Below are 26,040 nucleotides of genomic sequence, written 5' to 3' on the forward strand. Positions count from 1 at the left end.
TCTTATTCCCCTTTGCGGACCGAATCTTGTGGCTTTAACAATTTAGGACGATGCTTCATCATCTTTAACGGCATTCGTACCATAAAATCTTTCCAATCACCTGCTCGATACGGAATAGTTGGGCTCAAATATGATACACCGAAGCTCTTTAGCTTTACTAAATGACTGCAAAGGAATAAGAAAAATAGAATGATGCCATATAGTCCAAATAAAGCTGCGGAAAACATCGCGACAAAACGTAGCATTCTTAGCGTGATACCAGCATTATATTGAGGGATAGCAAAAGAGGAAATTGCTGTTAATGCCACCACAATGACCATGATTGGACTAACAATTCCTGCCTGTACGGCGGCTTCTCCAATAACAAGTCCCCCAACGATCCCCATTGTCGGACCAATCGGCTTCGGTAGACGAAGTCCTGCTTCTCGTAATATCTCAATAGCGACTTCCATAATGAGGGCTTCAATCAATGCTGGGAACGGTACTCCCTGCCTTGTTGCCATCATGGACAGCGCTAGTTTAGTGGGGATTAAACCTTGATGAAAAGATACAAAAGCAATATACAGGGATGGGCCAAATAAAGAGATGCCTGCAGCAAAATAGCGAAGCAAGCGAATAAGAGAGCTCGACAACCAACGTTCATAGTAATCTTCTGGTGATTGCAGTAGCATATTAAACGTGACTGGCACAATTAATACAAAGGGAGTTCCATCTAAAAGAATTGCGACTCGTCCCTCTAATAAAGCAGCAATAACCCGATCAGGACGTTCGGTACTCTGCACTTGCGAAAATGGACTGAGGTAATTATCCTCCATCAATTGCTCAATATATCCCGATTCAGCAACATCATCCAAATGGATTGTTTCAATTCGTTCCTTCACCTCTTTGACGAGATTAGGCTGTACAATTTCATCTATATAGGCTAAAACCAACTCTTTTTTCGTACGTTCGCCTACTTCCATCTCAATAATCGACAAATTTCGATTCTCACCATGCTGCCTTAATAAAGAGGTATTCACACTTAATTTTTCTGTGAAGCCCACTCTTGGTCCACGTACCATTGCTTCAGAAACAGGCTCCTCAAGATTTCGAGTTTTGCCATGTGCCGTGCCAATGATAAATACATTCTGTATGCCATCCACAATTAATACAGTGGAACCAGTTAATACTTTGCCAACAGCTTTCATGACTTTCGATTCCTCTAGCAGATCACTCACTGGTAGGATTTCATTTCTAATTGAATGTTGTAGTTCATGACCTCTTAAAACAGACGACTTTTCTGTATGTCCATTCATTAATGATTTCAAAATATGTTTGTCAATTAATTCTTTATCGCATAAACCTTTTAGCAAAACGATTGCTGCACGATTATCCGTATTTCCTATTTGAAATTCTCTAAAATGAATATCCCAATTATGGCCAAGTTCTTTCCTCATTTGTAAAAGATCTTTATTATAATCCCCTGTAAATTGTTCTAACGTTTTTTGAACAGGGATGTGTACACTCTCACCTTGTTCACTTTTTTCTTTCATCTCAATTTTGCCATTGCTCTTATTAACAAATAAAAAAACATGAAACAATTTATAAATTAAATATGGAATAAAAAAAGCTAAAAAACCTTGTAAAAAAACTTGCCAATGTGGCATGTAGGAAATCACCTTTTCCCACATATTGATCACCCTCTTTAGTACTCTTGTACAGAGTATCTCTACATGTTTTTATCTTTATCTAAGCAGCAGTATTTTAAACTTCCAATCCTCAACATTCTTTCATAACAAGACACTAACATTCGGTGACCATAAAAAAACCAGCCTCAAATGAGTACTGGTACTTATAAAAGCAATCTTTAGCTTATGGTATACTAGCTACTATGAAAAATTAGAAGGTGAAATTTATGCTAGAAGTCAGTGAAAGTAAATTAGCACAATATAGTCTGCATTTTTTGAGTGAGACGCTTATTTTAGGAGAAGAAGTTTTTACACAACCTGAGGTCATGTTAGAAGCAGCCTTTACACAGCTCGCTTTTAGTAAAATTGATTTGGAACAGCAATATGCATTTTTCCATGAAAGCTCTATTGCACTCAATGAAGTTTTTACGTATTCGAGCGCCATTTTCGAACAGGAAAGTAACTTCCAAGAACATTCACAAAATATTGCCAAGCACTTACATAGTGTGTCACAGCATCCTAATATTAAAAGCGGAGAACTGTTTATTGGCCTTTTTGAAAATTGTTTACTATTAGATGAGGCAAAAAAGATTCTCGCTATTGTCAAAATCGATGAAAAAGAAATGTTTTTAGATGTGAAAAATGAACACAATCAAATGATCGTGAACGGCGTGGATGGCATTAACGTTAAGAAAATTAATAATATGGCTATTATTGTTGATATGGGACAGGATCAATCTCCTGCTGTTTATATTAAAACAAAACGTAAAGAAGATATTGTTTATTGGCAAGAACGATTTTTAAAAATTAAGGCAGCGGATGAGCATTATTATAAAACCAATTTAGCATTAACAGAATGCAAAAAATTCATTTTAAAGGAAGAAAATTATACTAGCACAGAAAAACTTGGGCTCTTGAATAAAACACTGGATTACTTTAGAAATGAAGAGGAGTTTCAGGTAAATCATTATATTGAAACTGTTTTTGAGCAAGCGGACACTACTCAAAAAGATATCATCATTAATTCGGTCAAACCCTATGAGACTGTCATTTCTGATAGTGCGCTAGAAAAGGCTGAAAAGAAATACAAACGTAAAATCAAACTGGATTCCAATATTGAAATCCAAGTAAATATTCAACATATCGACCAAATAGATGAATTAATTGAAGTTGGCTATGATGAGGCAACAAATCGCAAATTCTATAAAATCTATTTTCAGGATGAGCAGTAGAAGAGCTTGGATTAAACGGAAGTGTCTGCAAATTATCTTATAAGATTAATCATTAGAATGACAGCGTCTCTCCTAAAATCTTCAATTAGGAGTAAAGAGCTTAAAATAGTATAAGCTGCAATAACGCCTTAGTTCGTGCCCATGAAATTTCTCTAGAAGCACTGTAATCCTTGTAAATCTTTGCTTCGATAATTAACCCTTTACATGGTGTGAGCTGTAAATAATAGCTATTTTCCAAAGACTTCAGATACTAAAACAGTGGTCATTATCATGAATCCTCCACTCTTTAATTTTTTGAAATTTTTTTCAAAAAGCTAAAACTTTTTCAGTTGGTAAAACGTCTAATAATTGGTAACAGAAGTTAACCTAAAGGAGAATTGATAAATATGAAAAAACCTGCTAAAAAAACATGGCTATTAGCTTCAGCATTAACACTCGGGATGGCTGTATTAACACCGCTTCAAGCCGGTGCAACAGCTGTTGATACAACAAATAATGTAACGATTCAAATAGAACAAAAAATAACAGGTACCATTAAATATTTTGATGGTGGCAGCATTACCCTTAAAGGAACAGATGGAAAAAACTACTACATCGGTTTACACAATTTCTCAGATAAACAAATTGAGCAGTTAAAGCTAGCAGAGGGGCAAGAAATTTTAGTTGAGGGTAGTATTGTGAAAGATTACTCAGATTTCTTTACCTTTGCCGTCTATAAAAAAAGCTTACCTAAAGAAGTAACAAAAGAAGAATTAGTCCAACTAGAGAAACTCTTTTCTGACATGAAAAAGGCTGAAAAAGAAGAGAATTATGAGGAAATGGAACGAATCTATGAGGCGATGGATAACATCACAAGACCTTACGAATTAGCAATTTGGCAACCTGAGCCTTTTGAAGAATTTATTAATGAAGCTGCATTCGCTGAAAAAAATATTGTTATCAAAGCTCAAGATAAAGAACAGCTAAAAACACTTTATAGTAACTGGATTAAGTATGTAAAAGAAAATAAAGCGGATGAGGCATCAGAAAACATTGATAAAATTTTCACTATTCTTGAACCTTATTACCAAGAATTATATCCACCTTTAACTTTTGAAGAGTATATGGCGGATATGAACGTCGATTTAACAAAAGAGGAACTTGCAAAACTTAAAACGCTCTATGAAGAGTCACAAAAAGCTGAAAAAGATAAAGACGAAGAATTGGCCATGAAGAAATGGGATGAATTCTATGAAATACTTCGCCCACACTTTAAACCAGTTCCCTTCGAGGAATATATGGCAGATATCGAATTCAGCATTAGTAATGCGGATTACGCAAAATTAAAACAACACTATGAAGAAGCAGTTGCCCTTGAACAAAAGGGTGAAGATGAAAAAGCTGGTGAGCAATGGGAAGCCTTTTATAAAGTTTTAGACCCTTACTACGAAGCGAACAGAGAAATTCTTATCTCACCATCTAAATTAACATTTAACGGTCAAGATTTTACGCCAGAGCCAGAAACAAATTAAATAAAATTTCAAGGGCCCTCCTATTGGTTTTAGGAGTGGCCCTTTTTGGAGTGACAATTTTGTCATGTTATCCCGGAAATAGTCATGTTAATCGATGGTTTACCCTTATTTTTCTTGTTACAGTAAACCATGTTGTCACAAGCACATTACGTTCTAAGGAGAAAAACAACATGACATTATTCATGAAGAAATCGGTGATGATGACAGTAATGTTACTGTTCTTTTCGTTCACACCCGGATTTGGACACGCAGCATCAAATGATGCAATTAGTAAAATTGATCAGTTTATTAAGGAGCAGCAAACCATTAGTAAAATCCCAGGAATTTCAGTAATTATTGTTGATAAAGGGAAAACCGTCTATCAACGGGGCTTTGGCTTTGCAGATACGAAAACAAAAACGCCGGTTACCTCTGATACTCTTTTTGAGCTAGGCTCCACGTCTAAAGCATTTACAGGTCTTGCTATTTTTCAATTAGAAAAGCAAGGTTTGTTAAAACGATCCGATGATGTCAGAAAGTATATCCCTTGGTTATCATTAACCTATAAAGGCGAGGATCAGGCTGTGACAATACAGCAGCTATTGTCTCATACTAGCGGAATTCCCTCAAATTCCATTACTCGAATCCCAGAAAGCACAGCGGATAATGCCCTTGAATTAACAGTTAAAACACTACTGTATCAATCTCTAAATCGTCAACCAGGTAGTTCTTTTGAATATGCAACCATCAACTATGATGTCTTAGGACTCGTCATTGAACAAGTGGCAAAACAGCCATTCGATCAGTATATTCAACAGAAAATTTTACAACCTGTTGGTATGCATCAATCTTTTGTAGGGATTCACCAAGTACAGTCCACACATATGGCTTCTGGCTATAAAATAGGTCTAATGAGAGAGCAGCCATTCATACCACCTATCTATCGTGGCAATATCCCTGCTGGTTATATCATCAGTAACGCTAATGATATAGCCAGATGGTTAAAATTACAGTTAGGAAACAGTGATATCTATTCAATCAGTAACAATTTAATTCAAGAATCCCATACTCCAGATCTAACAGTGGAGCCTTTTGATACGAATACTTACTATGCAAACGGTTGGGCCGTTGTGAAAAAGGACACAAAGTCATATATCTACCATGCTGGTGAGAATCCAACCTTTTCCTCGTATTTCATTATGCAACCTGACGAATAATTCGGGGTTGCTATTTTAGCCAATATGAATACAAGCTCTACCACAGCGATTGGACAAGGTGTTATGGATATATGGGAGGGCAAAATGATTGACATGCTACATATCAGCAGCTATCAAAAGCTAGATAAAATTGTGACAATCATCTGTGCTATCATCATCGCAATCAGCATTATTTTCTGTTATCTATTCGTTAAGAATATACGCAGCCTTTATAAAAAACAATGTAGTATGGCAAAGCTAAATTACAAAAGAATATTGTTCTTATTTACCCATACTATACTTGTGGCGACAATGCTGACAGCAATATTTATCACACCTAACACAGTACTTGGCGGCTTAAATTGGACATTTATTAAAGTGTGGGCACCAACTTCAATTACATTCCTGTTGTATAGCTCCATTTCGGCCAGTTTTCTATATTTATTATTAGGCTTTATGATTATTGGTACTAAAAGGAAGAATTAAAAATTTAATAGCTTGATGAGCTAATGGTAAAGATACTAACCTGTATAATTCATTGAAACAACTTCAATGATTTGATTTTCTTCAGCCTTTGGAAAGAAGTTGTAGGAACAGACCATATCATTTTAGAGAAATATTAATACTTGGGAGCGGAACAAGCTCTTTCCGCTCTAATGTTTTTTCGTCAACAATTCTTATAGTTGGCGTAATGATTAGCGTTCGAATATCAGAATCAGGTATAAAAACCTCAACATAACCATTTACTCGCCCAGAACCGCTTTTAATAGTTGTTGCTCCTACCTTTTCATATACATTTCCAAGATTATCTTCTATGTCTACCATTAAAAATTCTGTCTCCCAGTCAAGATTTCCCTCAAAATAAAGAGTGGTTATATATTTTCCCTCTGTTATTTGATTATATAATAGCTGGTATTGATCATTACCAAATGGTATATTTACTTTTCTTGAATACGCTCGGGTTGGTGTAAGTTCTAATTGAAAGTCCCAAGCTCCTTCTACAAGAGTTGTATTTTTCATACCTATAAAATCTTTAGGACGCCAATGTACATTTATCGTTTCATCTATTACTTTGTCTGAAACTCTCGCCGTAAACATACCAATCCAAGTAACATCATTCTTTTTAATGATTTGATGACTAAGTACGTCTAACTTGTTTCCGTTGACTTCTAAATCACCCTTCCAAAATAGAGGGGGATCATCTATCGATTCTTCATGTTTCATTTCATAACTAACCGATACAACAGTTCCATCGAAAAAAGCCTCAGCTAATTCAATGGAGGTTCCGTTACTTTCGTCTTTTTGATTGATGATTGATGCATGATCACTAAATACTTGTAATTGGGGACTATCATTGCTATTTAATAGTTGCTGTACAATTGGTACTCGATTAGCCACTACAGGTAGCCAAATGCTACTACTAGTAAAAATGAATGTGAGCATGGCGACTATACTAACCCATTTCCATTTTTTAAAAACATACTTCTTGGTTGAAGATGACCGTAAAACACTTTTTTCAATATTAAACTTTTCCCAATCAGATAATTCAACTGGTTCAATCTCTTCAACATCTATTCCGATAAAGTCTTTTTCGTTCATTTAGATACCTCCCAGCTCTTCTGTTAACTTTAACTTACCTCGATATAAACGATTTTCAACAGCTGATTTAGATAGAGCAAATATCTCTGCGATTTCTCCGTTGGAATATCCTAAGTAGTATTTCAATAGAAAAATTTCCTGATCGTTTTTACTTAAATTTAAAATACTGATAAACAGTTGCTCTTTTTGTACTCTTTGTTCAACAATTCTTTCTGGAAGATCCTTGCTATTTGTAATTGATGAAAGTAACTCGACTGTTTTAGGCTTATTTTGAAGACTTCTATATGTATCAATCGCTTTATATTTTGCGATAACACCAATCCATTTTTTAAAATCAATCTCATCGCCAGAAAATTGAATACTCTTTTGCCAAATGGTTAGAAATACATCGTTGATACATTCTTCAATAGCTGTTTGATTGGGCTGTAACACTTTCACTACTATGGCTTTCACATAACCTCCATATTTGTTAATCACTTCTCTTAAAGCTTGTTCTTCCTTTTTTTGTAGCTGATTAATTAATGAATACACGATGTTAGAAAACCTCCTTTCTTCTCTACAAGTAATAACGAGCGAATGAAAAAAAACTCTCACAATATTTAATAAAAAAATAAATGATTCCTTTCCACAACAGATTGAAGAAAAATAGAAACAGATTAACATAGACTTACTGTTTCAAACCTGTTCCACCATCATTCATCAAAAAATTGACAATAATGATGGAGTGGATTGACAACTAATCTTTAGTTTCATTCATATCAAATGTTTAGTGATACGCATCCTTTGCCCAATATCCCTTTTAAAATTACGTAAATACGATTCATTAGACGAATACCCTTTTCTCTTTCAACGGCATTCATACAATAAACTGAAAGAAAGGAGAGATCTTGATGGGATACTTTGGAAATATGGGTAATTTCAATTGTTGTTATGGAGGCTATGGTAATGACTATAGCGGGGGTTATAACATGAGTTGTGGTATGGACTATGGCGGTAAAAATAATAGTTCAACATTCGTTTTAATCGTTGTGCTATTCATTCTTCTCATTATTGTTGGAGCAGCTTTCGTCCAAAAAGAATATTAATATTTATTGATAAAACATGAAAAAGGGATGATCTTCATTATTGGGAGCCAATAATAATGTCGATACATCATAGCAAAAAGGGTCACTCCCCGTCTAGTGGCCCTTTTTAAATCTGTATACCCTTTGCCTTATTCAATTTTATATTTTCCATTTCCCACATTTTCGGTAATACACATCGCTAAAGAAATATAATAAGCCCCATTTTTACACCCATTCATCCCCAATATCTACTTTTACATCATAAAGTTTTTTAAAAATGAAACCATCTAAAGCCATGAATCGTAAACTTATTTAAGAAAGCCAGCACTTTTTTTGTAAAAGGGGTCGAGTAATGTGAAGAAATGGTTGCAAGAAAGGAAAAACACAAGGAGAAGAGAGAAGAGACGTAATGATCAATATTCTTTAATTGACTTATTTCTTGACGTACTTGTTTGGATACCAGAATTGCTTTTCCTCCCATTTAGAATCATTTATTGGTTGTTAAGAGGGGTTGGAAGGTTTATTGGAGAAGGTTTTAATTAAAAGCTATTCTAAAGGAAATCATTTGAGTTTTTGAACCAATACGATTGAGGCAAGGGAAAATTTTGTGGAGCATTCAAAAGGGATAACGTCATTTAGTTGATGCGCTGACCCTATCCCTTTCCAAGTGGCATCCCCCTTTAAATTGGATTAATTGGATATAAACGGTGCTTTTTGTACATATTTTTGATTTTCTATTTGGTTAATGGTGAATGTAGCTATATCCCTATTTGTTATCTTTGTCCCTGGCATATCTCTAAGATTTTCCTTTATGAACCCTACTTCTTTTCCCTCTACTATAAATGGAAGTCTAATTAGGGTCCATTTGATTACTTGATTATGGCTAAGTAGATGCCATTCTTTTTTCTTATCCATCATCATTTTTGAATAAATAATTTTAAATATCTTTGCACCTATTCTATTTATCATACTCTTTGTATCTCCAGCAATGGTTAGAGATCCACCCGTTACCCCAATATAACGATCCACATGTAAATCAGACATGACTCCCAATATATTTTCCGTTACTTTACTATAAATTGGTTTTTCTTTCATTGGTTGACCAAAAGTATTGATAACGATTTGACAATCTTTTAATAGCTTTTGAAGATCTTCGATATTTTGTGCATTTCCTTCTATTACCTCAATCCTACTGTCTCTGAAAACTAACTTTTCTGGGTTTCTAACAAGCATACGTACGTGATATCCTTTCTCTAATGCTTTAGAAGCCATGTAACGCCCCGCTTTACCTGTTCCCCCAATAATTGCAATCTTTTTATAAACGTCCATGATGCCCCCTGATTATCATAATAATATGTATACGGGCAAATCATGGTTTGGATTCATTAATTCTATTATTCACGTCTCTGAATCAAATGAGATAAAGGAATAGTAATTTTGTTCATTCAGAGCTTTTGTCTAAACAAAAGAAAAAGAACCACTCTCTTAAAAGAAAATGGCACTTCCAACGCCTCATCGTACTTACTTGATAATACGCTTTTTAGATGTACTCAACTTAACTCTTGTGTAAAAATATAGATCAGTGGTGCATATTATTTACTAAATCTTTATTATATGCAATCCACTTCTCCATTTCTCTCTCGACTGCTCGGTTTTGCCATTCAAACCAAATACCTGTACATTCACTGCAGTGACTATCGACACCCTTTTTTTCATGTGTATCTTTACATGTAAACACAGTCTTTTTACGACAACTATAACAGTAAATGATTATGTCTTTATAAAACTCCATCCCGATCAACTCCTCAAATTTACACCTATTTCTTTCCTTTTTTCATCTAAATTATTCTTTAAAAAGAAATACGTAAGGATATGAGCGCCATCATGTTTGTCCTTTCCTTTCCTAATAATAAAACGATTCAAACCCTTACCATTAAAGGATTTGAATCGCTTTTTCAGTTAGTCCATCTTTTCAATTTGAATCTTAAAGAGAATATAAAATCCTAGTATTACAAAAGGACCTATAAAAAAAGCAATTCAAGGTCATGGTATGATATCCTATAGACTTTGATATCGTACACAATCCCTTGAATTGCCTTAAATTATTTAGACTCTACATTTTCATCAGGAGAGTAATTATATTGAGAAGGATCAACTGGCGTATAACCTGTTGGCGTATAGAATCTCAATAAGTCACCATTTACGACTCTATCAGATAACGCCAATTTATGATCTACTTCATTTTTAATCTTCTTTGCTTCCTCCAATTGACTGTCGTCTAATGGTAAGCCTGTTTTATTATCATAATATTTTTCATTAATTGAATAAATCGTAGGGCTGACAAAATCGCCATTTCTAAATGGTACAATTTCATCATGCTCTTCTGATAATAAGTCTGAACCAAATTGAACAAATTGTTGTGAATCAATTCCTAGTAAATGCAATAACGTTGGCAGTAGGTCTGTTTGGCCACCATAGCTATGGTTGGTACCACCTTGTATGCCTGGAACATGTATAAATAATGGTACACGTTGTAAATTAGCACTTTCATATGGTGTAATCTCTTTTCCAATGACTTGTTCCATCGCTTTATTATGATTATCGGAAATACCGTAATGGTCACCATAAAGCACAATCATTGAATGATCATATAAACCTGATTCTTTTAATTGCTGGAATACCTGTTGAATTGCTTCGTCTGCATAACGCGCTGTTTGGAAATAATTATCAACGCTTGCATCTCCCGTATTGGCTTTATCAATTGTCACTAAATCTTGATTCATTTTATATGGATAGTGATTCCCTACCGTAATTAATTTTGTATAAAAAGGTTGTGGTAAGGAGCTTAAAAGATTTTGAGATTGTTCAAAGAATGGTTTATCTAACAAACCATATTCAGCCATGTCCTCGGAAGTACCTGTGTTATAGTAACTAGCATCAAAGAATTTGTCGAATCCAAATGATTTATAAATCACATTTCTATTCCAAAAGCTTCCGTTATTACCATGGAATACAGCTGATGTATAACCATAATCTTTTAAAATACTTGGAGCTGCCTGATACGTATTTTGTGCTTTTGTAATATAAGCTGATCCTTGAGGTAACCCAAATAAAGAGTTTTCAAGCATAAATTCTGCATCAGACGTTTTCCCTTGACCTGTTTGATGGAAGAAATTATCAAAATACAATGTATTCTTATCTTTTGCTAATGAATTTAAAAATGGTGTTACTTCTTCACCGTTTAATTTATAGTCGATTAAAAAGTTTTGGAATGATTCTAAATGTAAATAGATAACATTCATTCCCTTAGCTGCACCAAAATATTGTGCTTTCGGTTTGGCATAGTTTGATTTTGTATAGTTAATTACTTCTGTAATATCACTACTATCAGCCAAAGCTCTCTGAGAAGATGCTTTCATCGTTTCAACTGAGTCATAAATCGTATAGTTATACATCCCTAGATATTTCACAATATAGTTTCTATCAAAACCACGTGTTAAAAGTTGAGGACGATTAGATTCAGCTAGTCCTAAATTAAGGACTGATACCGCTAATGCAAAGGCAATGATTGCCATTCCCTTTTTATAGCCAAAACGCTTCGAATCTTTTGGGATTTTTTTAGAGAATAGTAGATAAAACATAACAAAAACATCCACAAAGAATAAGATATCATAAGGTTTTAGCAAAGAAAGAACACTGCCGCCTAAATCCCCGAAGTTCTGCGTTTGGGAAAGTGTAGGTAATGTAATGAAATCACTAAAGAATCGGTAATAAACAATGTTGGCATATAAGACAATAGACATCAATGTGTAAACTACAACGAGTGATGTGTATTTTCTTTTTCCTTTAAATATAAATGAAAATCCTAGAAATAGCATTGCTGAGCCTAGTGGATTTATTAGTAAAAGGAATTGTTGAATGATTCCTTCAACACCTAAGTCAAATTGTGATAGTTGAGAGATGTATGTTTTAATCCATAACATTAATACTGCTACTATATAAATTCCTAAAAAGTTTTGTAATAGGTTATCTTTTTTATTTACTAGATTTTTCATTTTTGCACCTACCTTTTACTGATTAAATTAAAATCTAGATATATATACTGATAAGTACTGTATTGCACTTTATAAAATGTTACGTTACAATAGCTTTTTTCGCGACCAATGTATAGTACTCCCCATTTAAACTTCTGTCAAGTTGTTAGCAATTCTTCATATAAATATTTCTAATTAACCTAAATATTGTTCAAAAAATACCCAGTAAGCATAAGTTTTTAACTAACTTTTACTGGGTACTTTAAGCCATAATTAACCTTTATGAAATCTGCCCCGCAATTTTTCTCATTTGGGCATCAAAAAATCTCCCATTCAAATGAATTGGAAGATTTTCTGGAACACTATTTAGACTAAAAAACAAGATTCTATGACATCGTTTTCTAGCATTTATACATTTCTATAGAATCTTTCTTTCTATTTAGACGCTTTAATATTTATTTGAGCACTTACTGAATCTTTCAATGATGAAGAAAGACCTCGTCTGATTAAATTTGCAGAAACAGGCGCTCTCCCCATCTCCCTTGCCCAAATTGATAATTGTCCTATATGGTGAATTTCATGTGCAATGGTATGACGAATGATTTCCCCCCATGTATGTGTCTCCATACTACCATCGTCTAATGAAATATGAAGTATACGCCCTTCCATACTGTCATCCCATTGGTTTACAAAGCTTTCTACTTCTAAATAAAATGCAGCTTCCAATTTACGAACCTTTTCCAAGCTACTATATTCATCAAAGCACTCCTGAAAATCAGTTTTCCCTTGTAATAGACGAATCCAACTCCATTCAACATCAATGATATGGAAAAGTGTGTGTAGTATACTGCCCATTCCACCAGTTCGGTTTTGAAAAAGTTCTTCATCAGTCAACTCTTCACACCAACGAAACCAGTCTTCCCTAACTAGCCAATTATATTTAAAAAATGTTTGCAAAAAAGCACCTCCGTAGTTGTTGAATATTATAACTCACAATTTCTTCATATAAAGTGAGGATTCCTTCTCTGCTCTTTTCACATATCCAAATAAGCACTAAAAGTAACATAAGTATAGCAACATTTCTAAGGTCAAAGTCTAGTAATCACCACTTCTGGTTACTCTTATGAATTTTTCTATAAACGTAATCTGCGTTATCTAAGTTTTTCCAGCTACTAATAAAATTTAGTATTAGCATAAAAATTCCAAATAAAATAAATGCCACCATATATTTACCTATGAAAAATAAAACAAACGTTGCAACCAAAAGGAATATCATTAAAATTATTACGAGGATTTGTAATTTCCCCTTCTTCTTCTCATCCATCTGTTCAACCTCCAATTAGAGCGCCGATACTTTTCTAAAATGTCTTTGGTTTATTTTAACATAAAAATTCATTATTTCTAAAAAATCAATTATTTTATGCAAAAATCAAACATCAGAAAGTTCCTACCAAATTTACCTTACATAGTCTTGGGGTGATCTGAAATATTTAAATATGAAATAGAAATAAACAAGGGATATTTTATAGGGTAAGTTAAATAATATCTTGAGGAGGTGTTGACATGAAACGAGATAAAAAAAATACAGAGTTTGCAACAGACGAGCCAACAAAAACAAAACAATCATTTGCTAGTGGAGCAGACTCCAAAAAACCTAATGGGCGCAAAGAATATACTGAAGCCCCACGCCCACAACGAGAAGAAGACCTTATTATGGATGAGAAAAAAGGTAAGTCAACTTCATTATAATGTAAGACAAATTAGCGTTTTATCTATATTGACCACTCTATTAGAGGTGGTCTTTTTTAATTTTCTCCGCATCATGTAACCCTATATAAAGATTGAGACCACCCATCATGGAGTGGTCTTTCTACTCTTATTAAATGCAGATTATTTTAATTAAATCATCTCATATTAAAGAAAAAAAGTAAATTTATGTTTTTTAACCTAATTTTAACCTTTTGTTGATAATCTATAGTTGTTTCAACAATTAAATTACTAGGAGGAATAATTATGACAGTAGCAGTAAAAAATTTTAGTAGTATTATGAATCAAATGAGAGATGCTTATACGGGCGAGCAAACAAAAGAATTTTCTTTAGCAGCGTTCATTGGACTTCAAGCCCCTTCATTAACAGATGCACCTGATGAATTACAAAAACTAACACAAGAATATCAGGAGAACGTTAATCATTTTTATGTGCAAGAAGAATTAGACTTAAAAGAGAATGTTAAGCAGTTAGAGAATGATAAAAATCAAACAGCTTTCTTTGAAAATATGCGGAAGAAAAAAGAGGAAGCTTTAAAAAAATCGGAAGACATGATCAATAAATACTACGATTCATTGATAGATTTTGGTGAAGAGCATCCTTCAGCCCAAACACTAATCCTTACTATTGCTGATAAAGTCGGTGCCTTTATACAAGATATTATGGATAAAGTTTTAAATGTTTTTGTTACTGTTGTGGAAACTGTAAAAAATGCGATAAGTGCTGCTATTAATTTCATTTCCACTACTTTTAATTCAATTGTTAATACTACGAAAAATTTCTTTTCTAGTTTATTTTAAAAACATTCTTAGCAGGACTGTCTCTGGACAGTCTACGCTATGTATCATAAAGTATCACCTCAGCAATGCCTATTTTCTAAGAAAAAAAGTAGTTATTTATTAGATTGCTTCTCTAAAGATAAAACAGGTGTGAAAGTGCTCCTCAGTACTAGACACCTGTTTATTCATTTAAATTCTTAATTATGCAATTCTTTATATTTTAATCTAGCACCTCTTTTTATCTCGATGCTCTGTATGATAGAGGGGCAATAAATGTTAACCAATAATAAACTCCTGATTTTTCAAACCCACTTGTCATGATCCCTGAATCAAATTTACAAAGCCACGATTTCTCAATCTTGTCTTTATCTACAGCATGTCTAACGTAATCACGTATTGCTGCTTTAGTTGTCTCCTAATTCTAACGATTTTTGGTGTTTTATTATATTTTTCCAACCATTAAAAACCCCCTCTAAAGCGCTAATCTATAAGATTTCTCAAACTTATCTCGTAACAAATCAAATCTTTTTAAAATATACTGTTTCATTAACCTTCTGTTAGCAAAATGTCGACATTTATCATTTACTATATTTATCGTCAATCGATTATAGTTAAAATTCATATAGTTATGTTATGGTATATATAAATAAAAGTGGTTTTTATTACAATACATAGGAGGAGCAAAATGTCTACTATTTCACTTAGAAAAGATAAAGTAAAAATCGTACTCACAAAGAAAAAATTAACCGGGGTTCGTGCTAAAGTTGGTCTTGTATTGGATATCTCAGGCTCAATGAGACACTTGTACAAAATTGGCGAGGTTCAAGAAGCAGTAGAGCGAATCGCAGCAGTAGCTTCCCAATTTGATGACGATGGCGCTTTAGATATCTGGGTCTATGATAATGAATTCTCTCGTCTACCTGAAGTAACTGAGTACAACTTACTAGGCTATGTTGAAAAAAACATCCTTAATAATGATGAGGTCCATAAATTCGGTCGAAACGATGAGCCTCAAGTTATGGCTGATGTAATCAAAAAGTATACCGTTGAAGAACCTAGTGATGTACCTGTCTTCCTAATTTTCATCAATGATGGCGGTTGTAAAGCTGGCATTAAAAAATTCATTGTGGAATCCTCAACGAAACCAATATTCTGGCAATTTGTGGGCATCGGCGATTCTAATTTTGATGTATTACGTAAGTTAGATACTATGGAAGGACGCTACATCGACAACGCAAACTTCTTCCACTTCGAGGACATCGAAACAGTATCCGATGAACAGCTATACGAAAACCTATTAGATGAGTTCCCTTCTTGGCTACAAGAAGCAAAGGAAAAAGGAATATTGGCACAATGACTAACCTTGAAACAAAAAAGCCCAGGCTCACATGGCACATTTTGAACAGGAACTCAAAGACTATATTCACTACTACAATCACAAACGAATGAAAGAAAAATTAAAAGACCTAAGCCGGGTGGAGTACAGAACTCAGGTCTTAGCAGTTGCTTAACTAAATATGTCTAACTTTTTTGGGTCAGATCAATCTAGTCACTCGTTGGAGTGGCTTTTTTTATGAAAATAATTACTATTTATAATCACTTGACTATATAGTTGCTATACAGCTTAAAATTCTTATGAAATCTATTTTAGGAGATATTTAGAATGCTAGATAATATTAAGTTAAGGCCCTTAGAAAGAGAAGATTTAAAATACGTTCATAAATTAAACAATGATTCTATGATAATGTCATATTGGTTTGAAGAACCGTATGAATCTTTTGTAGAGCTGCAAGATTTATTTGATAAACATATTCATAAGCAAAGTGAAAGACGCTTTATTGTGGAAGATGAAAAGATAATTATCGGACTAGTTGAACTAGTAGAAATTGACCTAATTCATCGTAACGCAGAATTCCAGATTATTATTGATCCTAACTGTCAAGGAAAAGGTTATGCCTACATTGTTACTACACTCGCTATGAAATATGCTTTTAATAATTTAAATCTGCACAAATTATATTTATTAGTCGATAAACAAAACGAAAAAGCTATTCATATTTATAAAAAAGCAGGATTTAATATAGAAGGAGAACTTCGGGAGGAGTTTTTTACCGGTGGTTCTTATAGAGATGCTCTTCGTATGTGCATTTTTCAATCTGAATTCCATAATAAAGTAACGCATGCTTAAATTTGTTACTTTTAAAAAATGCCCAGGCTCAAAATAAAAATTGAGTACCTGGGCTTTCATGGATTAATTTATAAACAAATTTTTTTACATTAAATCTCCAAATTAGGCATTGTTATCCTTACAGCTAATTCTACTATTGGTTTTGAGAATGTACTTGGAATCATGGGACTTGGTAAATCTCCATCATGATTGGCAAGTCCAAAAGATGCTTCTCCTATATGAATCCAATCTATATCATCCGTACCCTCTATAAAACCTATAAAATGATAATCTGCACTATAAGTATCATATCCATCCTTATTGGGGATTGCTCTCCAAACTTCGGCTTCTTTTGTAGGATCTACTCCAAATTGTTTAAAGAAATTTAAAATTTCTGGACTAGTGAGCTGAATTTGTTTCGTGTAAAGTTGACAATCTTCACAACCACAATGAGCTTTTTCAGAAACCTTCGGAAGTGTTTTGTATAATTCTAAAGTTTTCTCTTTATCTACTTTTACAACATAATCATTTATCTTAATTTCTTCCATAATAACTCCTCTTATTTAGATTATTATTGTGGAATTAACCAAATCACATTACCTGCTTCTTTATTTGAATGATCAGGAAAAGCATTGAAACTTAATAATTTTCCATCCTCTATAAAGAAACGAATTTCTAATTTTTTATCTCCTTTTCCGTAATACGTTTTTATTGAGTTAAAACCATATTTTACCACATTATCTTGATCTGATCTATGTATATCTTCTACAATATACTTTACAAGTTTGTCCATATCACCCCAATCTTTGAACCGATTATCCAACAAACACATTAATACGTATAACTAACAGGTATTCAAATTCTGTTGGACGGGGCAAGAAACATTTTAAAGACAAACCAACAAAAAATTACTCGTGCCGATTACCAAATATTTTTAAATGCGTATGGGAAAGTAAATCAAGAGAGACTGTTAGAAAGCTTAATACACATATAAGAGCCTGTGTAAAGGACGCAATTGAGGAAGGATATATTAACAATAGACTTCACTCGCAAAGTGGAATTAAACGCTTCTAATAATTCTAAGAGTGAAGATCAACATTTGAACTACAATGATAGTGTCAAATTATACAAAGAATTATTTAATCGCCTTCCACAAGCACATACCATTTAATTTATTGGGTTTGTATGAGGATTAAGGTTTGGCGAGTTAACTGGACTAACTCCAGATTGTTTCGACTTTAAGCTAAATCAAATAAAAGTTGATTGAGCATTGGACTATAAAAGAGGAACTGATTCGGACCAATAAAAAATGAACAATCGGAGAGAAAAATATCTATTGATAAGAAAGTTATGAATGAATTTAAGAAGCTAATTTTAGCAGTTCCTGAAAATGAAAACAACCTGGTTTTTTATAGACAATCGTCCATTAAAACAGTAACAAATGAAGGTGCTAATAAATTATTACGAAAAACACTAGATGTATTAGAAATCGAACATATTTCCATTCATGGTTTACGTCATACACATACAAGCGTCTTAATCTATAAAGGAGCTAATATTCATTCTGTTTCTAAACGATTAGGACATTCAGATATTCAAACAACACTTAATCACTATTCGCATGTATTAAAAGAAATGGAAGAACGTGATGAAGAAATAGCGATTAATGTTTATTCATCTTAATTTCTTTGTTTATCATGTTTACATTTTGTTTACCTAATTTATTTTTTATATGTCATTCAATGTGATTCTTAAAAGTACTAATATAAGCAAAAAACGCTCAAAACCCAGTGTTCGTAAGGTTTCAAGCGCTTTTCAGTTTGGTTAAAAATTAACCTTTGATTTGCTATTGACGTCCCAGGAGGGATTCGAACCCCCGACCGACGGCTTAGAAGGCCGTTGCTCTATCCAGCTGAGCTACTGAGACATGATGTCGTTTCTTATGTATACCATAGGAAGGACAATATTTATTATATGTACTTTATAGCATAATGTCAACATTAATTTTACTATGCAGGCAAGGTTTGCCTCATATTTTTTATCATATGTTGCTACAGCATCCATTATACCATTTCCTCACCCACTTAACAGGACGGATAGCAAAATATTTGCTACACTATTGGCGATAAAAAAGTAGGAGGTTTGCGGATGTTTAAAGATTTAGTCGTTATGGTCACAGGTGGTGCACAAGGGATTGGTAAGGGTATTACGCTTGCATATGCACAACAAGGTGCAAAAGTGGTGATTGCTGATTTGAATGCAGGCTTAGGTCAACAGTTAGAACAGGATATGCTTGCTCAAGGCTACTCTGCATTATTTGTTCCAACGGATGTGACAAAGGAACAGGATATCATTCATTTGATGCAGCGAGCTGTTGAGCAATATGGGACCATTCATATTTTAATTAATAATGCTGGGAAGTTCCAGCATCAATCTCCTTACGAGGTGACGTTTGATGAGTGGCAGGATTTGTTGCAGACGAATTTAACGGGTTCTTTTTTCTGTGCCAGAGAGGCTGCAAAAGTGATGCGACATAATGCAAAGGGTGGTTCCATTGTTTCGCTGGCCTCAACGCGAGCTGAAATGTCAGAGCCTCATACAGAAGCTTATGCGGCTACAAAGGGAGGGATCATCGCATTAACACATGCTTTAGCGCGATCTTTAGGGCCAGATCAAATTACGGTGAATTGTATTTCACCTGGGTGGATTGAAACAGGTGATTACGAGGCACTGCGGCCAATCGATCATGCGCAGCATTTGTCAGGAAGGGTTGGTCTGCCTGAAGATATTGCACAGGCTTGTCTCTATTTAACAAACCCTATGAATAACTTTGTGACAGGTATTAATCTTACAGTTGATGGTGGCATGACGAAGAAAATGATGTATGAGGCGTAATTTTGTCGTCTCTTCTTTTCTTTCTGGTTCTTCATACTCCGAGATTCCTTGGAGTATGCTACTGTAGGAGAAAGAACAAGAAGGAGTGAAGCCTTGTACCCCTATTCAAATGGTTTTTCATTAAGCCAGCTGTATCATGCCCCCTATACGCAGTATACGGCTCCAATTCGTCACTTTTTACAGTCAAATGATTACCGACGCTGTATTAGTAAAGGCGAAGCAGACTTTATGGCTATGAACCGCTTACTTTGGATGGAGCATGTGAATTGGACACGGATGACTATTATAAGCATTGTGTTTAATTTGCCTGATTTACCCTTTGTGCAGCAGCGTTTACTACGCAATGCAACCGATTTAGGGAATTGTTTACGCCCCTTTTATGGTGACTCCGTGGCGAATCGTTATGCAGCTTTAATTAAAGAGCATCTGGTAATTGCGGCTCAATTAGTGACAGCTGCCGCGAAAGGTGACGCTACCACAGCGGAAGCTAAAGAGAGGGAATGGTATCGTAATGCAGATGATATTGCTTTCTTTTTGCATACAATCAATCCATACCTAAGTCGAGAGGCCGTACAAAAAATGTTTTATACGCATTTAGCTTTAACGAAAAATGAGGCTGTCACGATGATACAAAAAGATTATCAGGCTGATGTAGAGGTATTTGATGAAATTGAAGCAGAGGCACTTGCGATGTCAGATATGATTGCCAGCGCCATCGTTATGCAATTTTGTTACCTCTTTTAATGCAAAAATCTTGATGGATTTATGATCATTTTATGCTCAACTGCTGGAGGAAAAACTCTCGCCGTTTTGTTTTTGGCATAATGAGCACGAGGCTGCATGCCCTGAAGTTTCCCCTTCATAAAAGAGGCTAATGTATTGCTTTGAATCGTTACGTTGGCTCTTTTTAATTCCCATGGGGAGTGGTGAATATCAATGCGAAAAAGTGTATCCTTCCATTTCGCCCATGAATGGTAGCGCTCTACAATCCATCGGTCAAAACTAGTATTGGTCTTGTCTCCTATTGTATAAATAACCCTCAATCTTTCGTCGCATGCTTTGTAATGGCTTGTGTATGAATAGTGATTCCCTCTTTGTTTTACTAGGATGTTGGAATGGCGATATGGCAAGCTACCTATTGCCGTTATTTTTGATAGGAAATAATTCGTCACATCTAAATGAAAAAAATAGATGCCTTTCATGCCGTTATACTCCACATATGTTCGGACATTCAATTGTAAATAGGTAGTCATCCCAGGAAGAGGTGGTAGAAAACGTAGCCGATGTCGATAAACTTTAAAAAGGACAGCACTAAGCCAAGCATTTTGTTCAAAGAGATCGAGCTTCAGTTCTTTAGGTACATGTTTTTCGAGTTCTTGAGGGGCTATTGGCCAATGTAAAAATAGAACATCTTGCCATGTTTGAGTCATCATCCACATAGTAAAACTCCTTTCTAATCACTAGTTTTTCCTAGAAAGGAGTTCTTCAAACAAACGGTCTATTGATCTTGCTCAGCAGACTCTATTTCGACATAACGATAATATAAGTTTCGTAATTCAGATTCTTTATATAAGCCTAAATGACTTTTAAATTGAGGATGAACCATTATGCCATGAGCACGTAATACTTTGACAAACCAACCCTTTGAATACTTATGCACCGACCCTATTCTCCTTTATTTTTATTCATACATAGAATATGCGTTTGAATACGGTAGAGTGCCTTTATACAAATAAAAAACGAGAGAATAAATAGCTCTCGTTTTTACTTATGTGCCACAAAACGTACGATAAGGTTGATTAGTCGGTTCCGGTAATGAAGCGTATTCTTGTTGCTCTTTCGTATGAGCATAAGGCTGAGCTAGGACTTTTAGTAAGTTGTTCATCACACTATAATCGCCTCTTTCTACAGCCGCTTCCAAAGCTTCTTCTACCCTGTGGTTACGTGGAATAACAGCTGGATTATGTTGGCGCATTAATTGTTGTGACATGTCTTTTGTTTGCTGCTGTCTCGCTAATCGAGCTTGCCATTTGTGATGCCAGTCTTTAAAAGCTGATGCATTAAATAATGGGGAATCCTCCAATTGCTCAAACGTTAAGGTGATAAATGTATTCGTATAATCAGCTTGATATTGCTGCATAAGCTGAAGAAGCTCTTCAACAAGCTGGATGTCTTCTTGCTCCTCATTAAAAATGCCTAGCTTTGCACGCATTCCTTCCAACCAATTTTCTATATATAATTTCGGATACTGTTGTAGCGTTTCTTGTGCCAGTTGAATGGCTTTTTCTTGATCATCATCAATTAAAGGTAGTAAAGACTCTGCTAAGCGCGTTAGATTCCAGCCACCGATATTAGGCTGATTTCCATAAGCATAACGTCCTTGGCGATCAATCGAGCTAAACACAGTCGCTGGATCATAGATGTCCATGAATGCACAAGGACCATAATCAATGGTTTCACCGCTAATGGTCATATTATCAGTGTTCATGACGCCATGAATAAAGCCCACTAACTGCCACTTTGCTATAAGGGAAGCTTGTTTCTTTATGACTTCATTTAACAAATAAAGATAACGATTTTGATTGCCAATATTAGCTGAGTAATGTCTTTCTATTGCATAATCAGCTAAGAGCTGTAGCTCCTCCTCTGTCCCCCATTGCGCAGCATATTGAAATGTCCCTACCCGCAAATGACTACTTGCAACTCTTGTGACAATAGCGCCTGGTAGTTCCGTTTCTCGAATAATCATTTCACCTGTAGTGACTACTGCTAGACTACGTGAGGTGGGGATCCCTAGTGCAAACATCGCTTCACTAATAATATATTCCCTTAGCATTGGACCGAATGCAGCTCGCCCATCTCCACCCCGAGAATAAGGTGTTCTACCTGATCCTTTTAGAGCAATATCATACCGATCATTTTGAGGTGTAATTTGCTCCCCATATAATAGAGCCCTACCATCACCTAGCATATTAAAATGACCAAATTGATGCCCTGCGTAAGCCTGTGCAATCGGTTCGCCATCTTCTGGGATTGTATTACCAGCTAAAACGGCTAATGCTTCCTCACTCTTTAAAGCCTGAATGTCTAACCCAAGTGAGCCTGCAACTGATTCATTTAATAAGATCAATTTTGGTGAACGAACAGGATTTAACGATATGGCGGAATAAAAAATACTTGGTAGTTGAACGTAACTATTATCAAAATGCCAGCCAATTGTTTTTTTCATGTTTTCTCCTTTATTGCCTTTACGATTTATTTTTGCTATTTCAGCATGAATCATTCATAGGCAATTTTACCATTATCAGTAGCCCAACTAAAAATCCGCATACTTTACTAGTTATGCGGATTTTCTCTATTATTGTCGATCAAATGTATATGTAGCCATACATTGATTATCATCTGTCATGCAATCAACTTTAAAAGATGTCGCATTGATTTCCACAACAGCAAAGCTTTTCTCTTTACGACCACGTGGTTTTAATAAGCTGCCTGGATTTAAAAATAGGATATCATCCATCATTTCGGCACCAAGAATATGTGAATGACCAAAGCAAACGATCTGTGCACCTACTTCTTTAGCCCGATAGGATAATGATAAGATGGAATTTTTCACATTGAATAAATGACCGTGTGTCACAAAAATCTTTACATCATGGACCATGAACATTTCTTCTTCAGGGAAAGCTTTCTCACGATCACAGTTTCCACGTACTTTTTTCAATCCTTCTAATGCCTCATGTGAATAGGGAAGTTCACTATCTCCACAATGAACCACAATATCTATTTCAGGATAAAAACCTTTAACCTTTTCGATGACATGGCTGTCACCATGTGTATCGCTCATAACAAGCATTTTCATGGATATCACCTCTTATTTGATAAGATTCGGTAATTGCTCCTTTAACTTGCGAATTGCATTGCCTCGGTGAGAAATAGAACCCTTTTCCTCTGGTGAAAGCTCAGCCATCATTCGATTTAAGCTTGGCACAAAAAAGATTGGATCATAGCCAAAGCCATTCGTTCCACGCTTTTCATGGGCAATGACGCCTTCACATGTACCAAATACCGTTGTTGTTGCGAAATCAGGTCCTGCAATTGCAATACAGCAGCAAAAACGTGCTGTACGTTTGTCATCTTCGACACCTTGTAAATTTTCTAACAGTTTAATCATGTTTGCTTCATCGTCATGGTCACCAGCATAGCGAGCGGAGTACACACCTGGCTCACCATTTAATGCATCTACTGCTAAACCACTGTCATCTGCAATAACAATGGTATTAAGCTCCTTCGCCAATGCTTCTGCTTTTAAGATGGCATTTTCTTCGAATGTTGTTCCTGTTTCTTCTATTTCCATATCTGGTGCCACTTCAAACATTGTTACGACTTCATAACCAAGTGGTCCAAATAATGCTTCAAAATCTTTTGCTTTTCCTTTATTTTTTGTGGCGATGACTACTTGTTTCATATTATTGATTCCCTCCAACTTTGTGTGCCAGTTCACCAAGCGTTATTTTTTGAAGCTCAACTAATTGTTGTATGCCTTTTTCACCTAATGCTAACAATTCATTTAGTTCTTCACGAGAAAAAGTAGCTTCCTCACCAGTACCTTGTAATTCAACAAATCGTCCTGCGCCTGTCATCACAATGTTCATATCAACAGCTGCAGCCACATCTTCTACATAATTTAAATCAAGAATAGCACCTTGTTCTTCGACGATCCCAACACTTGTTGCTGCCAAAAAGTCTGTTACCGGGAATTTTTCAAATGGCTTTTCTTCAGCAAATTTAGCAATGGCCTGTGTCATGGCAACAAATGCTCCCGTAATGGAAGCTGTACGAGTACCGCCATCCGCTTGAATGACATCACAGTCAATCCATACAGTACGTTCGCCTAGCGCCTCTAAATCGACTACAGCACGCAATGCACGCCCAATCAAGCGCTGAATCTCCATTGTACGACCATTGACTTTCCCACGAGAGGATTCACGTGGTGTACGTTGAGCGGTTGCACGGGGCAACATGGAATACTCGGCAGTGATCCACCCTTTCCCTTGCCCACGTAAAAAACCAGGTACCTTGTCTTCAATCGTTGCGGTGCAAATTACTTTTGTATTACCTACTTGAATTAATACGGAGCCTTCAGGGTGTAATAGATACTCACTATCTATTTTCACAGGTCGTAGCCCATCTGCATTTCTACCATCAAATCTTGTCATATATTTCGCTCCTCCTAAAAACTTTCGCGCCCTCATCTTATCATAATTTGTGCCATCAAAAAAGTACTCGGTGGCTTATGTACAATGCTGAAAACGGCAAAAATCAGCCTAGCCTGTTGCTAAGCTGATTTTTTATTTTAATGTGATACGTTTTATGTCGAGAGTACCTTGCTCTAACCAATTCTCAGCAATCGAACGGAAAATTGGAACAGAACCAGTTGCAAAAAATCTATGAGCAGGCACCGCATTTGCATTTGCTAAAGTGCCATTATACGCTAACATTTCCTGTACATCCTTTGCCGTTTCCTCCGCAGAAGATAAAACATTCACATCTTCTCCGACAACAGCTTCAATTTGTTTTTGTAAAATAGGATAATGTGTACACCCTAAAATAACCGTATCAAATTGTCGATTTTTCAACGGCTTTAAGCCTTCTGCTATTAAATTATTTGCAAAGTCACCTTTATATTCGCCACTTTCTACAAGTGGTACGAATGTGGGACAAGCTAGTGGAATAATATGTGTTGACGTATTGAGTGACAATAAGGCTTCTTCATACGCCCCACTTTTAATTGTTCCTTCTGTTGCAAGCACAACGACTTCATGTCGCTTCGTTTTTTTTACAGCTGCACGTGCGCCAGCATTGATAACACCTAGTACTGGAAAAGGCATATTTCTTTGTAAACTTTCGAGTGCTACTGCAGTCGCTGTATTACAAGCTATAACGAGCATCTTAACATTCATTTTTTCGAGTGCTTTTGCCATTTGCCAAGTAAAATTCCGTACTTCCTGACGACTTCTTGGACCATACGGACACCTTGCTGTATCGCCAATATAATAAATCGTTTCGTTTGGCAATCGCTTCATGATTTCTTTTGCTACGGTTAAACCGCCTACTCCTGAGTCAATAACGCCTATCGGGGCATTCAT

Annotated in this window: 25 protein-coding genes, 1 tRNA gene and 2 pseudogenes; 12 read left to right on the plus strand and 16 right to left on the minus strand. The window is 35.3% G+C overall.

What is annotated here, in order from left to right; all coding sequences use genetic code 11:
• Positions 1-2 precede the first annotated feature (2 nt).
• Entirely contained in the window at positions 3-1,670 is a 1,668-nt protein-coding gene (locus LCP48_RS16675) for a spore germination protein (RefSeq protein ID WP_225340388.1), read from the minus strand.
• Positions 1,671-1,894: 224 nt separating this feature from the next.
• Here LCP48_RS16675 and LCP48_RS16680 point away from each other — a divergent pair, with 224 nt between their 5' ends.
• From LCP48_RS16680 to LCP48_RS16690, 3 genes and pseudogenes are all read left to right on the plus strand, one after another.
• A complete protein-coding gene (locus tag LCP48_RS16680) occupies positions 1,895-2,899 on the plus strand; it encodes a nucleoid-associated protein (protein ID WP_004226553.1) in 1,005 nt (334 codons plus the stop codon).
• A gap of 386 nt (positions 2,900-3,285) precedes the next feature.
• A complete protein-coding gene (locus LCP48_RS16685; protein ID WP_009373933.1) occupies positions 3,286-4,410 on the plus strand; it encodes a hypothetical protein in 1,125 nt (374 codons plus the stop codon).
• Positions 4,411-4,580: 170 nt separating this feature from the next.
• Positions 4,581-6,071, plus strand: a pseudogene (locus tag LCP48_RS16690) (serine hydrolase domain-containing protein).
• Positions 6,072-6,188: 117 nt separating this feature from the next.
• Here LCP48_RS16690 and LCP48_RS16700 read toward each other — a convergent pair.
• Positions 6,189-7,184: a DUF4179 domain-containing protein gene (locus LCP48_RS16700; RefSeq protein WP_004226547.1), complete on the minus strand. Its 996-nt coding sequence runs from the start codon at positions 7,182-7,184 to the stop codon at positions 6,189-6,191.
• Entirely contained in the window at positions 7,185-7,715 is a 531-nt protein-coding gene (locus LCP48_RS16705) for a sigma-70 family RNA polymerase sigma factor (protein ID WP_009373927.1), read from the minus strand. It lies immediately after the preceding gene.
• Positions 7,716-8,074: 359 nt separating this feature from the next.
• Here LCP48_RS16705 and LCP48_RS23540 point away from each other — a divergent pair, with 359 nt between their 5' ends.
• The gene (locus tag LCP48_RS23540) at positions 8,075-8,269 is read left to right on the plus strand and encodes a YjcZ family sporulation protein (protein ID WP_004226543.1); all 195 of its coding nucleotides are present in this window, start codon (positions 8,075-8,077) and stop codon (positions 8,267-8,269) included.
• A gap of 669 nt (positions 8,270-8,938) precedes the next feature.
• Here the strand turns inward: LCP48_RS23540 and LCP48_RS16715 are convergent.
• From LCP48_RS16715 to LCP48_RS16725, 3 genes are all read right to left on the minus strand, one after another.
• A complete protein-coding gene (locus tag LCP48_RS16715) occupies positions 8,939-9,577 on the minus strand; it encodes an NAD(P)H-binding protein (RefSeq protein WP_004226539.1) in 639 nt (212 codons plus the stop codon).
• Between the two features lie 773 nt (positions 9,578-10,350).
• A complete protein-coding gene (locus tag LCP48_RS16720; RefSeq protein ID WP_004226535.1) occupies positions 10,351-12,303 on the minus strand; it encodes a lipoteichoic acid synthase in 1,953 nt (650 codons plus the stop codon).
• 414 nt (positions 12,304-12,717) lie between these two features.
• Positions 12,718-13,239 (minus strand): DinB family protein, encoded by a 522-nt coding sequence (locus LCP48_RS16725; RefSeq protein ID WP_009373921.1) that lies wholly within the window; start codon positions 13,237-13,239, stop codon positions 12,718-12,720.
• Positions 13,240-13,845: 606 nt separating this feature from the next.
• Here LCP48_RS16725 and LCP48_RS16730 point away from each other — a divergent pair.
• From LCP48_RS16730 to speG, 5 genes and pseudogenes are all read left to right on the plus strand, one after another.
• Entirely contained in the window at positions 13,846-14,031 is a 186-nt protein-coding gene (locus LCP48_RS16730) for a hypothetical protein (protein ID WP_009373919.1), read from the plus strand.
• Positions 14,032-14,295: 264 nt separating this feature from the next.
• Positions 14,296-14,850: a hypothetical protein gene (locus tag LCP48_RS16735; protein WP_004226519.1), complete on the plus strand. Its 555-nt coding sequence runs from the start codon at positions 14,296-14,298 to the stop codon at positions 14,848-14,850.
• 664 nt (positions 14,851-15,514) lie between these two features.
• Positions 15,515-16,186 carry a vWA domain-containing protein gene (locus LCP48_RS16740; RefSeq protein ID WP_004226517.1) on the plus strand — a complete coding sequence of 224 codons (672 nt, stop codon included), beginning with the start codon at positions 15,515-15,517 and terminating at the stop codon, positions 16,184-16,186.
• A gap of 31 nt (positions 16,187-16,217) precedes the next feature.
• A pseudogene (locus tag LCP48_RS16745) lies at positions 16,218-16,340 on the plus strand (IS3 family transposase); the annotation flags it as partial.
• Between the two features lie 152 nt (positions 16,341-16,492).
• Positions 16,493-17,017: a spermidine N1-acetyltransferase gene (gene speG / locus LCP48_RS16750; protein ID WP_004226515.1), complete on the plus strand. Its 525-nt coding sequence runs from the start codon at positions 16,493-16,495 to the stop codon at positions 17,015-17,017.
• An 89-nt stretch (positions 17,018-17,106) separates the two neighbouring features.
• On the opposite strand, the gene LCP48_RS16755 is transcribed toward speG, so the two are convergent.
• Both LCP48_RS16755 and LCP48_RS16760 read right to left on the minus strand, forming a co-directional pair.
• A complete protein-coding gene (locus LCP48_RS16755) occupies positions 17,107-17,544 on the minus strand; it encodes a hypothetical protein (RefSeq protein WP_004226513.1) in 438 nt (145 codons plus the stop codon).
• Positions 17,545-17,567: 23 nt separating this feature from the next.
• Entirely contained in the window at positions 17,568-17,789 is a 222-nt protein-coding gene (locus LCP48_RS16760) for a hypothetical protein (protein ID WP_216486125.1), read from the minus strand.
• A 557-nt stretch (positions 17,790-18,346) separates the two neighbouring features.
• Here LCP48_RS16760 and LCP48_RS16765 point away from each other — a divergent pair.
• Complete coding sequence (locus LCP48_RS16765; protein WP_216486122.1) at positions 18,347-18,679, plus strand: tyrosine-type recombinase/integrase; 333 nt, start codon at positions 18,347-18,349, stop codon at positions 18,677-18,679.
• 170 nt (positions 18,680-18,849) lie between these two features.
• Here LCP48_RS16765 and LCP48_RS16770 read toward each other — a convergent pair.
• Positions 18,850-18,923 (minus strand) — tRNA-Arg (locus LCP48_RS16770).
• Positions 18,924-19,144: 221 nt separating this feature from the next.
• On the opposite strand from LCP48_RS16770, the gene LCP48_RS16775 reads away from it, so the two are divergent.
• Together LCP48_RS16775 and LCP48_RS16780 are read left to right on the plus strand one after the other, a co-directional pair.
• Positions 19,145-19,891: an SDR family NAD(P)-dependent oxidoreductase gene (locus LCP48_RS16775; protein ID WP_225340391.1), complete on the plus strand. Its 747-nt coding sequence runs from the start codon at positions 19,145-19,147 to the stop codon at positions 19,889-19,891.
• Between the two features lie 93 nt (positions 19,892-19,984).
• On the plus strand, positions 19,985-20,635 hold the full coding sequence (locus tag LCP48_RS16780) for a hypothetical protein (protein ID WP_004226452.1): 651 nt from the start codon (positions 19,985-19,987) through the stop codon (positions 20,633-20,635).
• Here the strand turns inward: LCP48_RS16780 and LCP48_RS16785 are convergent.
• From LCP48_RS16785 to racE, 7 genes are all read right to left on the minus strand, one after another.
• Complete coding sequence (locus LCP48_RS16785; protein WP_004226450.1) at positions 20,632-21,330, minus strand: YqjF family protein; 699 nt, start codon at positions 21,328-21,330, stop codon at positions 20,632-20,634. The two genes, LCP48_RS16780 and LCP48_RS16785, sit on opposite strands and share 4 nt — an antisense overlap.
• Positions 21,331-21,389: 59 nt before the next feature.
• Complete coding sequence (locus LCP48_RS16790; protein ID WP_004226448.1) at positions 21,390-21,551, minus strand: DUF2639 domain-containing protein; 162 nt, start codon at positions 21,549-21,551, stop codon at positions 21,390-21,392.
• 108 nt (positions 21,552-21,659) lie between these two features.
• Positions 21,660-23,120, minus strand: coding sequence for a protein adenylyltransferase SelO (locus tag LCP48_RS16795; RefSeq protein WP_009373891.1), 1,461 nt, complete (start codon positions 23,118-23,120; stop codon positions 21,660-21,662).
• A gap of 129 nt (positions 23,121-23,249) precedes the next feature.
• On the minus strand, positions 23,250-23,753 hold the full coding sequence (locus LCP48_RS16800) for a metallophosphoesterase (RefSeq protein WP_009373890.1): 504 nt from the start codon (positions 23,751-23,753) through the stop codon (positions 23,250-23,252).
• 12 nt (positions 23,754-23,765) lie between these two features.
• A complete protein-coding gene (locus LCP48_RS16805) occupies positions 23,766-24,359 on the minus strand; it encodes an XTP/dITP diphosphatase (RefSeq protein ID WP_004226443.1) in 594 nt (197 codons plus the stop codon).
• A 1-nt stretch (position 24,360) separates the two neighbouring features.
• Complete coding sequence (rph, locus tag LCP48_RS16810; protein WP_004226442.1) at positions 24,361-25,110, minus strand: ribonuclease PH; 750 nt, start codon at positions 25,108-25,110, stop codon at positions 24,361-24,363.
• 132 nt (positions 25,111-25,242) lie between these two features.
• Complete coding sequence (racE, locus tag LCP48_RS16815) at positions 25,243-26,040, minus strand: glutamate racemase (RefSeq protein ID WP_004226440.1); 798 nt, start codon at positions 26,038-26,040, stop codon at positions 25,243-25,245.

The sequence above is a fragment of the Lysinibacillus capsici genome, from assembly GCF_020217405.1.
Taxonomy (GTDB): Bacteria; Bacillota; Bacilli; order Bacillales_A; family Planococcaceae; genus Lysinibacillus; species Lysinibacillus capsici.